Annotated in this window: 13 protein-coding genes; 12 read left to right on the top strand and 1 reads right to left on the bottom strand. The window is 70.2% G+C overall.

What is annotated here, in order from left to right:
- The first annotated feature begins 339 nt into the window (after window positions 1–339).
- The 8 genes from ACIA8L_RS40305 to ACIA8L_RS40270 all read left to right on the top strand — a co-directional run bounded on the left by ACIA8L_RS40305 (window position 340) and on the right by ACIA8L_RS40270 (window position 8,097).
- Window positions 340–1,308, top strand: coding sequence for an NAD-dependent epimerase/dehydratase family protein (locus ACIA8L_RS40305; protein WP_395912986.1), 969 nt, complete (start codon window positions 340–342; stop codon window positions 1,306–1,308).
- Window positions 1,309–1,509: 201 nt separating this feature from the next.
- A complete protein-coding gene (locus ACIA8L_RS40300; RefSeq protein ID WP_395912985.1) occupies window positions 1,510–2,613 on the top strand; it encodes an LCP family protein in 1,104 nt (367 codons plus the stop codon).
- A gap of 324 nt (window positions 2,614–2,937) precedes the next feature.
- Complete coding sequence (locus ACIA8L_RS40295) at window positions 2,938–4,014, top strand: LCP family protein (RefSeq protein WP_395912983.1); 1,077 nt, start codon at window positions 2,938–2,940, stop codon at window positions 4,012–4,014.
- 9 nt (window positions 4,015–4,023) lie between these two features.
- A complete protein-coding gene (locus tag ACIA8L_RS40290; protein WP_395912981.1) occupies window positions 4,024–4,362 on the top strand; it encodes a rhodanese-like domain-containing protein in 339 nt (112 codons plus the stop codon).
- The gene (locus tag ACIA8L_RS40285) at window positions 4,343–5,161 is read left to right on the top strand and encodes a glycerophosphodiester phosphodiesterase (protein WP_395912979.1); all 819 of its coding nucleotides are present in this window, start codon (window positions 4,343–4,345) and stop codon (window positions 5,159–5,161) included. Before ACIA8L_RS40290 ends, ACIA8L_RS40285 begins: the two co-directional genes overlap by 20 nt.
- Before the next feature lie 55 nt (window positions 5,162–5,216).
- Window positions 5,217–6,704 (top strand): ATP-binding protein, encoded by a 1,488-nt coding sequence (locus tag ACIA8L_RS40280; protein ID WP_395912977.1) that lies wholly within the window; start codon window positions 5,217–5,219, stop codon window positions 6,702–6,704.
- A 4-nt stretch (window positions 6,705–6,708) separates the two neighbouring features.
- Window positions 6,709–7,110 carry an ATP-binding protein gene (locus tag ACIA8L_RS40275; protein WP_395912975.1) on the top strand — a complete coding sequence of 134 codons (402 nt, stop codon included), beginning with the start codon at window positions 6,709–6,711 and terminating at the stop codon, window positions 7,108–7,110.
- A gap of 99 nt (window positions 7,111–7,209) precedes the next feature.
- Window positions 7,210–8,097 carry a DUF5926 family protein gene (locus ACIA8L_RS40270; RefSeq protein ID WP_395912973.1) on the top strand — a complete coding sequence of 296 codons (888 nt, stop codon included), beginning with the start codon at window positions 7,210–7,212 and terminating at the stop codon, window positions 8,095–8,097.
- 11 nt (window positions 8,098–8,108) lie between these two features.
- On the opposite strand, the gene ACIA8L_RS40265 is transcribed toward ACIA8L_RS40270, so the two are convergent.
- Entirely contained in the window at window positions 8,109–9,299 is a 1,191-nt protein-coding gene (locus tag ACIA8L_RS40265) for an arginine deiminase (RefSeq protein WP_395912971.1), read from the bottom strand.
- Window positions 9,300–9,490: 191 nt separating this feature from the next.
- On the opposite strand from ACIA8L_RS40265, the gene ACIA8L_RS40260 reads away from it, so the two are divergent.
- From ACIA8L_RS40260 to ACIA8L_RS40245, 4 genes are all read left to right on the top strand, one after another.
- A complete protein-coding gene (locus tag ACIA8L_RS40260) occupies window positions 9,491–10,192 on the top strand; it encodes a hypothetical protein (protein WP_395912969.1) in 702 nt (233 codons plus the stop codon).
- 97 nt (window positions 10,193–10,289) lie between these two features.
- A complete protein-coding gene (locus ACIA8L_RS40255) occupies window positions 10,290–10,718 on the top strand; it encodes a hypothetical protein (protein ID WP_395912967.1) in 429 nt (142 codons plus the stop codon).
- A gap of 82 nt (window positions 10,719–10,800) precedes the next feature.
- On the top strand, window positions 10,801–11,190 hold the full coding sequence (locus ACIA8L_RS40250; protein WP_395912966.1) for an ACT domain-containing protein: 390 nt from the start codon (window positions 10,801–10,803) through the stop codon (window positions 11,188–11,190).
- A 36-nt stretch (window positions 11,191–11,226) separates the two neighbouring features.
- Complete coding sequence (locus ACIA8L_RS40245; RefSeq protein ID WP_395912965.1) at window positions 11,227–11,748, top strand: hypothetical protein; 522 nt, start codon at window positions 11,227–11,229, stop codon at window positions 11,746–11,748.
- The last annotated feature ends 5 nt before the right edge of the window (window positions 11,749–11,753 follow it).

The following is an 11,753-nucleotide window of genomic DNA, read 5'->3' as shown; positions in this document are numbered from 1 at the left end:
CGCCCGCACCCCGGCAACGCTCAACGCGGCGCAGGCCAAGACCTGTGGTGTGCCCGTGGACAGCAAGCAGGTCTCCAACGCCACGGCGCTGTTCAGCTGCACGACGGCGGCGCCGATCCCGCTGGAGAACCCCGGTCTGATCTCGATCCCGATCGGCTTCCTCTTCGCCGCCATCGGGGCCCTGACCAGCAAGGAGCGGGACTCGGACAAGTACGCGGAGCTGGAGGCCCGGTCGCTGACCGGCGCCGGCGCGCACTGACGTCCATCCAAATGTGCATCGGGTCTGAGGGAGCCGCCGAGCCCTCAGACCCGGTGCCGGGACACGATAGGCTGTCGCTCATGGTCGTTGCGCAGCGTTACGGCGAGGGCCACCGTGTCCTGCTGACCGGTGGTGCCGGGTTTGTCGGATCCCACCTCGCGGATGCCCTGATCGCCCGGGGGGCCGAGGTCGTCGTCGTCGACAACTTCCTCACCGGGAGCAAGGACAACGTCGCGCACCTGCACGACAACGCGCGCTTCACCCTGGTCGAGGCCGACGTCACCGAGCCGCTGCCGGCCGTGGAGGCCCTCGGCGGGCGGTTCGACGCGATCATGCACTTCGCCTCGCCGGCCAGCCCGACCGACTTCGCCGACCTGCCGGTGGAGATCCTGCGGGTCGGCTCGGTGGCCACCCTGCAGCTGCTGGAGCGGGCCGTGGCCGACGGCGCCCGGTTCATCATGGCCTCGACGTCCGAGGCCTACGGCGACCCGCTGGTCCACCCGCAGCCGGAGACCTACTGGGGCAACGTCAACCCGATCGGCGTGCGCAGCGTCTACGACGAGGCGAAGCGGTTCTCGGAGGCGGCCGTCATGGGCTACCACCGCGGCCGCGGGGCCGACGTCGGCATCGTGCGGATCTTCAACACCTACGGCGAGCGCATGCGCCCCGACGACGGCCGCGCGATCCCGACCTTCATCTCCCAGGCGCTGCGCGGCGAGCCGATCACGGTCCACGGCACCGGCACCCAGACCCGCTCGATCACCTACGTCTCCGACCTGGTGCGCGGCATCCTGCTGCTGCTCGACTCCGGCGAGACCGGCCCGATCAACTGCGGCACCACGCACGAGATGACCATGCTCGAGCTGGCCGAGACGATCGTGCGCATATGCGACAGCTCCTCCCGCGTGGCGCTCGTCGACCGCACCGCGGACGACCCGGAGCGCCGCCGGCCCGACCTGACGAAGGCCCGTGAGCTGCTCGGATACGAGCCTCTCGTCGGTCCGGATGAGGGGCTGGCGCGCACGGTGGACTACTTCCGCAGCCGCTGACTCTCCCGGGTTCGTGCCGCGCCCGCCGCGTCGCGTGGCGCGAGGGCATCCAATTCGTATCGTTGACTTATGCCCAACACGCCTAGCTCACGCGGCCCCTCCGCGGGTCGCGCCTCGGTGCCCGGCGCGCTCGCTCGGACGTCGGGCGCTCGCGCCCGCGTCTCCGCAGCCAACGCCCCTACGAGCCCGTCGTCGCCTGGTGTGTACGGGCGGCCGTCCTCGTCCCCGCCGCCGCCTCCGAGCCGCCCCGGCCGCACGCCGGGCGGTGGTGGCGAATACTCGGGCCGCAAGAAGATCCGCCCGCGCTGGGGCCGCATCGCCCTGGTCGCCGGGGCCGGCGTCCTCATCCTGGCCCTGCTCGCCGGCATCGGCGGCTACTTCTACTACCGCAGCGTCGACGCCGGCCTCAACCGCGACGACCCGTTCTCGCAGATCACCGACGGCCGCCCGCCGAAGGTGGTCGACGGCGCGCTCAACATCCTGCTGCTCGGCAGCGACTCCCGTGACCCCGACAACGGGGGCAAGGCCGGTGAGTGGCGCACCGACACGATGATCGTCCTGCACATCCCGGCCGACCACCAGAAGGCCTACCTGATCTCGATGCCACGCGACCTCTACGTGCACATCCCCAAGAGCAAGACGACGCCGTACGGCAACACGAACGCCAAGCTCAACGCGTCGTTCTCGTGGGGCGGCACGCCGCTGACCGTGCAGACGATCGAGGAGTACACCAAGGTCCGGATGGACCACGTGCTGCTCATCGACTTCGGCGGCTTCAAGCAGGTCATCGACGCGCTCGGCGGCATCGACATGAACGTCGAGAAGGACATCACCTCCGTACACCCGCCGAAGCGGCAGTTCAAGAAGGGCATGAACCACCTCAACGGCGACGAAGCGCTGGACTACGCGCGGCAGCGATACCAGTTCGCCGACGGCGACTTCGCCCGCATGCGCCACCAGCAGGAGATGATGAAGGCCATCCTCGACAAGGCGGTCTCCTCCGGCACGGTGACCAACCCGTCGAAGCTCAACTCGTTCCTCAAGGCCGTCACCAAGGCCATGACCGTGGACAAGGACTTCTCGCTGGCCGACATGGCGCTGCAGTTCCGCAACCTGCGCAGCGACGACCTGACGTTCATGGTGAGCCCCAACGACGGCAGCAAGAAGATCAACGGCGAGGACGTCGTGGTCGCCAACAAGGAGAAGGCCGCCGCGCTCTACGATGCGGTCGCCAACGACAAGATGGGGGACTGGATGACGGCCAACGGCCCGAAGCCGTCCACCGCCCCGTCGAAGTCCAAGTAGCGGCGCTTAAATCGGACAAGCCCGGGCATGTCTCCCTCGTCGAGGGTTGCATGTCCGGGCTGTCGTCTACATCTCATTGCCTGAGCACGGTGTGAACGAGTAGAAATCGCCCATCAATGCCCGTGCCGGGGATTCGCGGTCGGCGGTTTTGGGCACGCGAACGTAGACTCGTATGGATTCCCGCCCGTGTGCGGGTGGTGGGCTCGGGGGAAGCGCATGACGGAGCTGGAAGGCACGCCCGGCACGGTCTCCGTTGCGAGCGATGGTAACCCGGAAAATGCCGAAATTTCAGGATCCGCGGCGAAGAAGGCCAAGCAGCCGAAGGTGAAACTTCCAGGGCGCGACCCGATCTGGGCCAAGCTGCTCATCGCGGCCGGCCTCATCGTCGTGCTCGCCTCCGGGACCGCGGTCGCCGGCGTCAACGCGCTCAACGCGCGCTACTCCTCCAGCGTCAACCAGTCGACGCTGCTCGGTGACAACTCCCGGGCCGGCAAGCCCGACGAGGTGCACCACAACACCGTCGAGGGCCCGCTCAACTTCCTGCTGCTCGGCTCGGACCTGCGCGCCCTCGACCCCGAAGACGGCCAGCGCTCCGACTCGATCATCATCCTGCACATCCCGGCCACTATGGACCGGGCCTATCTGCTGTCGATCCCGCGCGACCTGCGGGTGAAGATCCCGGCGTTCGCGCCGACCGACTTCCGGGGCACGTCGCACGAGAAGATCAACGGCGCGTTCCAATACGGCGGCGGGGGCGAGGGCGGCGTCCAGCTGCTCGCCGAGACGCTGCACGACCTGCTCGGCATCCAGTTCGACGGGGCCGCGATCGTCGACTTCGACGGCTTCAAGACCGCCGTCGACCTGCTCGGCGGCATCGACATGTGCATCGACCAGAAGGTCACCTCGATCCACCTCGGCTGGGACGACAACGGCAACTACCTCTCGCCGGCCAATGGCGGCCACCCGGCCGTCTACGAGCCCGGCTGCCACCACCTCGAGTCGTGGCAGGCCCTCGACCTCGTCCGGCAGCGCAAGAGCCTGGCCAACGGCGACTACGACCGCCAGAAGAACCAGCAGAAGTTCATCCGGGCCATGCTCGACAAGGCCAAGTCCAAGGGCCTCACCACCAACCCGCTGGCGGCTGACAAGTTCATCCGGGCGATCGGCCAGGCGCTGACCGTCGACACCAACGGCGTGTCGCTGGCCGACCTGATGTTCGCGCTGCGCAACGTCAGCCCCGACAACCTGATGGGCCTGCAGGTGCCGTCGGAGCCGCAGGACATCGGCGGCATCTCCTACGTCATCGGCCTGCCGGAGGCCGAAGGGCTCTACACCGCCGTCCGGGAGGACCTGCTCGACTCTTGGGCGGTCGAGAATCCCACCTGGGTCAACCACATGTAGCCTGGCTTGGTGTTCAGCCGACCTTCCCTCCCGACCACGACCGTCCGGGACGTTGCCGACGATGCCTACCTGCTCGATGTGCGCGAGGACGACGAATGGCAGGCCGGGCACGCCCCCGGCGCCGTGCACGTGCCGATGATGCTGATCCCGCACCGGATCGACGACATCCCCGAGGATCGCGACGTCGTCGTGGTCTGCCGGGTCGGCGGCCGGTCCGCACAGGTCGTCGCGTTCCTGCAGCAGAACGGGCGGGACCGCGTGATCAACCTCGAGGGTGGCATGCAGAGCTGGGCCGCTGCCGGCAAGCCCATGGTGAGCGAGGACGGCGGTGCTCCCCGAGTCGTCTGAGCCCTGGACGCCGCTGGTCTTCGCCCATCGGGGCTCGTCGCGGCGGCACGCGGAGCACACCCTGGACGCCTACCTCCTCGCGATCGAGGAGGGCGCGGACGGGCTCGAGTGCGACGTCCGGCTCACCCGGGACGGGCACCTGGTCTGCCTGCACGACTCGCGGATCGACCGCACCAGCGACGGCCGCGGCCGGGTCAGCACCCAGACCCTGGCCGAGCTCGACCGCCACGACTTCGCGTCCTGGCGCACCGACCTGTCCGGCGAGGGCCTCATCACCGGCCGGCGCGGCGGGGTGCTCACCCTCGACCAGCTGCTCGGCGTGGCCACCGACGCGGGGCGGCCGATGCGGCTGCTCATCGAGACCAAGCACCCGGTGCGATACGGCGGTGCGGTCGAGTCGGCGCTGGTGCAGCTGCTGCGACGGTACGGCCTCGACCGCCCCGACCCGGAGCGTCCCCTGCGGGTGACGGTCATGTCGTTTTCGGCCAACGCGGTCAAGCGCGTCCACCAGCTCGCGCCGCGGCTGCCGATCGTCATGCTCATCGACGTGTGGTCCGTGCCCAGCCGCATCGGCTGGCTCCCGCCCGGCAGCACGATCGGCGGGCCCGGGGTGCAGCTGCTGCGGGCCGCGCCCGAGCTGGTCGAGCGCCTCCACCGGCGCGGCTGCCCCGTCTACGTGTGGACCGTGAACGAGCCCGACGAGGTCGACCTGGTGGCGAAGCTGCGGGTGGACGGCATCATCTCGGACCGCCCCGCCTACGTGATCGACCGCCTCCGCGACATGGGCCACCGCAGCTGATACAAGTTTCGCATTCGACCTTTCAAAGCGTGACGAGGCGAGGCAGACTCGCACCATGGTCGATGGTGGCTCCGCCTTCGGTGGCCCGGTTTTCGGAGGGCTCGCCGAGGTCACGGAGGCGCTGAACTCCGGTGGCGGCGGCCTGCCCGGCGTGCAGCGCTCCGTCGAGGTGGCGGTCCTGGTCACCGGGGCGACGGGGGCGGCCTTCATCGAATACGCCGCCGACAGCGGGCGCGTGATCGCCGCCGCCGGTGGGCTGGACTGGGCTTTGGGCCGGCCCGTCGACCTCATCCACCCCGCGGTCCGCGGCCTGCTGCAGTTCGGCACCCGGGTCCGCGAGTTCCCCAGCAGCCTGATCGGCACCCCCGGCGGGCTGCAGCTGGCCGGCCGGGGCCTGGACCGGGTGATGGCCTCCGAGGCGACCGCCAACGGCACCGGCGTCGGCGTGCTCTTCGTGGCCTACGACGACGCCGAGCAGGAGTCGGGCGAGCGGGAGAAAGCCGCCCTGGGCTTCCTGGCGTCGTTCATCGGGCTGCAGTACGGCCTGGGGCGGGGCCTGCCCGTTTACAGCGATGGCCCGGCGGTCAAACCCGCGGGGGAGCCGTTCGCCCTGCTGGACACCGACCACCGGGTCCGCGCCTGGAACCCGCCGGCCGCCCTGCTGACCTCCCTGCCGGCCGAGACCGTCATCGGCGAGCCGTTCCCCTTCCCGCTGCCGGCCGGGGACGCGACCATCGCGCACAAGCTGCCCTCCGGCAGCTGGATCGAGATCCGCACCGCCCGGGTCGCGGACTCGGAGGAGCTCGCGGTGTCCTTCCGGGCCCGGCCGGCGCCGCCCGCCGACGGCCGCGACCTCTTCATCGCGCTGACCGGGCACGAGCTGCGGACGCCGGTCACGGTGATCCGGGGATACGCGGACACGCTCGTCGACCACTGGGAGTCCCTGTCCGAGGAGTCCCGCCGCGAGTCCATCCAGGTCGTCGGGCAGCGCGCCCGCGAGCTCAGCCGCCTGGTCGACCGGCTGCTCAACGCGGTCGGCGACGACGGACCGACCGTCGAGTCCACCACGTTCCTGCCGTTCGACCTGGTCGAGTCGCTGTCCGCCGCGGTCGAGGAGCTCAACGCCGAGCAGCGCCAGGCCTTGACGGTGTCGCTGCCGGAGTCGCTGCCGAAGACGCGAGGGGACCGGCCGAGCCTGGCGACGGTACTCGCGGAATTGGTGACGAATGCTGGTAAATACTCCCCAAAATGGGTACAGATCGAGCTGACTGCCGGTGCTGACCTGCGTACTGTCTGGTTCCGTATATCGGACCGCGGCATCGGCATCCGGCCGGAGCACGTGGAGCGCGCCTTCGACCGGTTCTGGCAGCTGGAGACCGGCGACCAGCGCTCGAGCGGCGGCGTCGGCCTGGGTCTTTACCTGGTTCGCCGGATCGTCGAGCGTCAACATGGATGGGTATCATTGCGACCACGTCGAGGGGGAGGGACCGTCGCCGAGGTGCGACTGCCCCGAGCTGACGCCGACGGCCCCGGGGAGGCTTGAGAGCGTGTCCACAACCATCGCGGAACCGCGCGCCTGGTGTGTCGTGGTGCCGCACCACGCCCGCGGGGCGCACGTCGCCCGGCACCGCCTCGCCGACGAACTGGACGCCCTGGTAACCGCGGACCGCCTGGACGACGCGGTCGCGATCGCGGCCGAGCTGGTCGGCAACGCGGTCCGGCACGGCGCACCCCTCCCGGGCGACGTCATCCGGGTCGCCTGGCGCCTGCTGCAGGACGGCACCCTCGAGATCCGCGTGACCGACGGCGGCTCGACGGCCGGCCCGCAGCTGCGTGTCGCCACACCCGACGCGCTCGACGGGCGCGGCCTGACGATCGTGGCCGCGCTGTCCACCGGCTGGGGTGTGGAGCGCGACGGCCTGGGCCAGTGCGTCTGGGCGACGCTGTAGCGGCATATGTCGCATTTGTGGGCTTCTTAAGGTGATTGACGCGCCGGTAGGCGGTGGTGTGCGCCCATAGCGTTCGATGAACGCCTAGGCTGGGTCGCCGTGAGCAAGCGTGCAAAGACCCCCCGTGGCCGCGCCAGCAGCGGCGAGAAGCGCGAGAAGATCCGGGACGTGTACGTCGGCCGCCCGTTCGAGGGCCTGGCCGACGAACCCGAGTGGGTCGCCCTGCGAGAGCTGGTCCCGGCCGCCTCGGCCCCGCTGAAGCTTTCCCCGGCCTTCGCCGAGAAGTACGGCGACCGCCAGGTCACGCTGGCGACGGTGCTGCCGATGGCGTGGCCGGCCATGACGAAGCCGGACGGCCGCGTGCTCATCGGCCTGCAGCGGCACGTCCAGTCCGGCGACGTCTCCCGCGACCTCGCCGTGGCCCTGCAATGTGCCCTGGAGACCCCGTCGGGCAAGACCGTGGACATCCCGGCCCTCCCGGGCATCGGCGACCGCCTGCAGGACGTCATCGAGAACGCCCCGCTGGAGATCACCATCCACGACGGCTTCGAGTTCTGGCTGGACGAGAACGCCACCGACGACCCCAACGTGCGGGCCTCCCTCGAGCGGGCCAACGCCAGCATCTTCCCGACCGTGAAGCTCGCGGCCGCGCCGGCGACGTACTGGTGCCGGGTCGCCGACCGCTCGCACGTGCGGCTGGTCCTGGGCGACGACGAGGACCCGGCCCTGGACGCGCTGTCCCGGCTGTCCGCGGCCGGCGAGCTGCTGCTCGGCGAGAACACGAAGTTCGCCGGGATGTTCCGGGCCCATGGCCTGCTGGCGCCGGTCTGGGACCTGCCGCTGGAGGTCGAGGCGGCGCACTGGGAGGGCCCGGTGGCCGACTTCGACAAGCGGTACAAGGAGGCGCTCGCGGTGACCGAGCCGCTCACCGCCACCGAGCGCCGCAGCAAGCAGGGCCTGATCGGGCGCCTCCAGCCGCTGCGGTGATCAAGCCCTGATCAAGCGCGCTGGATCGGGGCGGACATGCACCGCGGTCCGCCCCGGCCCGAGCCCAGCTCCGAGCCCGGGATCCGGATGACCTCGATACCCTGGCGCTCCAGCTGGGCGTTGGTCTCGACGTTGCGCTCGTAGGCCACACACAGCCGCGGCGCGATGGCCAGGGTGTTGTTGCCGTCGTCCCACTGCTCCCGCTCGGCCGTCACCGGGTCGAGGCCGGTGTCGATGACCCGCAGGGTGTCGATGCCCATCGCGGCCGCGGCGGCGGTGAGGAACGGCTCCGGACCCGTGCATGAATCGGGCGTGAGCGTCCACGCCCGCAGGGTGTTGGCGATGTTCGGATACATCACGACGGCATCGACGTCCACCATCGTGCAGACGGTGTCGAGGTGCATCGTGGCCCGCTCCTGGGCGATGGGGACCACCAGGACGGTGTGCGCCAGCCCGGCCGCGAAGCAGCGCCCGGCCAGCCGCTCGGCCCCGGACGGGCGGGTGCGCTCCCCGACGCCGACCGCGATCACGCCGGGCGCCAGCAGCAGGACGTCACCGCCCTCCAAATGCTCGAGCGAGGGTTCGTACAGCAACGTGGTGCCCGCGAACCGCGGGTGGTGCCGGTAGATCGCGTGGGTGAGCGTGGTCTCGCGGCGGCGGGCGTGCATGGCGAGGCTGGTGACCGCCGCCTGCGGGCCGATCCAGACGGATGAGTCCCGCGTGAACAGCAGGTTGGGCAGCGGGTCGATGACGAAGTCGCCGGGGGCCATGAGGGCGTGTACGAGGCCGAGGTCCGGTTGGGGTGGGTCAGCAGCACGGCTGGCCCCGAGCTCGGCCCGGCTCAGCCCGGCGACAAGCGTCGTGGCCAGCTCCGCGGGGGAAAGTGCAGCCAGGTAAGACCCGACCTTTTCGCGCAGCACGTCGCCGAGGCGGAAGTCGGCCAGCACCGCGGCGCTCACCTCGGCCCGGGCCGCCTCGAGGGTCAGGGTCTCGGCCAAAAGGCTTGACACGTAGAGGACCTCGACACCGTGGGCGCGCAGGGCGGCCGCGAACGTGTCGTGCTCCTCCTGGGCGCGGCCGACCCAGGGAATGCCGTCGAAGAGCAGCGAGTCGTTGTTGCGTGGCGTCAACCGGGACAGCTCCGCTCCCGGCCGGTGCAGCAGCACCGTGACCAGGCGTCCGACCTCTGTGGTGACACTCATGGGGTCACCTTAATGGTCGATCCGATATCGTCTGGTTGGCGCTATGTGAAATTCACCAGGCGACGTGAATGTGGCATTCATCCCAGTCACTCCATGTCATTCCGACCACACGTGGTGCCATGCGTGGGCCCCCTCACGTACGGTGTTTGAACACACACGCAACCGAAGCGGCGACATCGGAGGTGTGCGACATGACCGACGTCCTGTACCGCGGTCAAGATTCGCAGCCCGAAGGGTACGAGAACCGCGTCATCGTCGACGCGGGCCGGCCGACCCCCATCGACTGGGTTCGCACCCGCAAGGCCGAGCGCGACTCGCGCCGGGAAGAAGCGGCGCACAGCCGTCTCTACCGACGGGTCGGCTCCCTCATCGGGCACCTTGGCGATGAGTGGCACGTGCTGGACCTGCGCGAGCTCGGGGGCACCGAGCGCACCGGGTTCCTGGCGGTCGGGCCGGGCGGCGTGTTCGCCGTGACGGTCAAGGACCACGGGCGCAGCCGGGTCGCGTTCGCCGGAGACGTCGTGCAGATCGACGGCAAGCGGCCGCGATACGTCGAGGAGGCCCGCCGTGAGGCCCGGGCCGCGTCCGAGGCGCTGTCCCGCAGCGCGGGCGTGTCGATCCCGGTGATGCCGGTCCTCGCGTTCGCCGGCAGCGGAAAGATCAGCTTCTACGGCGTGCCTAAGGGCTGCCTAGTCACGGCCTATCACGAGCTGCCGCGCGTGCTCAACGCCCGCGGCCAGCGGCTCGCCGTGGAGACCGTCGACAAGGTGTTTGAGCTGGCCATGCACCCCGCGACCTGGTATCAGGCGGATTACAGCGAGCTGGCCGAGGGCTACCGCTGGTATCGAGCAGGTGAGCAGGTGGGCACTGACAAGCGGGGTCACGCGGAGTAGCCTCTTCGAGGTGGCCGGACGCGATGCGATGAAGATTCACGATCGGGCCCGGACACCGGGTGTTCGCATTCGCACGACCGGTGCCTGAGGAGGCGCTGTGCCGCAGCACGTCGAATTCTCCATCTCCGACCTTCCCCCGGCGGTGCCGAGCCTCGAGCTCTGGGGCGCGACCGTGGACGGAGCCGCGGAGGAGGCCTGCTTGGTGATCGACGCCGAGCAGGTGGTGGTGGCGATGTCCGCATCGTTCGAGAAGATGCTCGGCCTGGCCGACTCCCCGGTCGGCCGGCCCCTGCTCGAGGACGACGGCGTGCTCCAGCTCCTCGACTTCGGCGACGGCCAGGCGCTCGAGCAGACCGAGGTCGCGCGCATGCCCCCGGTCCTGGCGGTCACGTCGAGCCGGCTCGCCCGCGGCCTGATCCGCATCCGCTGCGCCAACGGGCCGTGCACGTTCGACGCCGTCGCCACCCCGCTCATGGAAGACGGCGTGACGGTCGGCTCGCTCACGTTCTTCTCGCTTGTGAATTAACTGCGGTCAATAAATTCACGGCAAGAGTTACGGTCGTCACGCATCCCGCCACGGAGCGCGTTCAGACCGTAATCTCCTTGTCATGCTGGACCTTGCCCTCCTGCCGGGTGACTACGCGATCTGCCGCCTGCCGGCCGGGTCCGCCATGCCCGCCGGGTTCGCCGAGGCCGGCACATCCGGTGCCGTCGTGTCGGTGACGTGGACGCCGGAGGAGGTCTCCATCCTCTGCCCGGCCGACCTGGCCCCCGCGGGCGCCGCGGTCGAGACCCCGTGGCGCTGCCTGCGGGTCGCCGGCCCGGTCCAGCTGACATTGACCGGCGTGCTCGCCTCGATCGTCTCGCCGCTGGCCGACGCCCGCGTCAACATCTTCGCCTTCTCGACCTTCGACACCGACTATCTGCTGGTCCCGGCCGTGCGGCTGAACGAGGCCCTGTCCGCCTTGTCCGCCGCCGGCCACCGCGTGACCACCTGAGTTCAAACCGCGATCCAGCACTCCTACGATGTGCGCATGCGTACCGGGGCCGCCGCACTCGCGATCGTCAGCCTTGGATGCCTGCTGGCCGCGTGCACGCACAAAGACGAGGTCGTGGCGCCGCCGGCGGTGAAGCCGAGCCGGCTGAGCCAGGAGCCGCTGGTGCCGGTGCAGCCGCAGCCGATCGAACCCACGACGGAGCGGGCGGTCCCGTCGGGGTCCGCATCCGCTTCCGGTTCGCCGAGTCCGACCGGCTTCTCGGAGGCCTACGTGGCGTTCTGCAACGGGCGGCCGAGCGGTGAGCAGGTCATCGCGGCCGTGCGCCGGGCGCGGCCGACGCTCCCCGCGGGCTCCGGCGTGACGATCCAGAAGGCGCCGGTGTGCTCGGGTGTATGGCAGTACACCATCCTGAATGTCAAAGACAGCGAGCCGATGCGCGTCATCACCAAGGGGGCGCCGACCTCGCTCGCCGTGGTCACCATCGGCACCGACCCGTGCACGGTCGAGGTGCGCGCCACGGCGCCCCAGGCGTTCTTGGACGCCGTCGAGTGCAACTAGAGTCG

Source organism: Dactylosporangium sp. NPDC051541 (assembly GCF_044454505.1).
Lineage (GTDB): Bacteria > Actinomycetota > Actinomycetes > Mycobacteriales > Micromonosporaceae > Dactylosporangium.
Note: the sequence above shows the minus strand (reverse complement) of the source record. Positions and strands in the feature narration are given on the sequence as shown.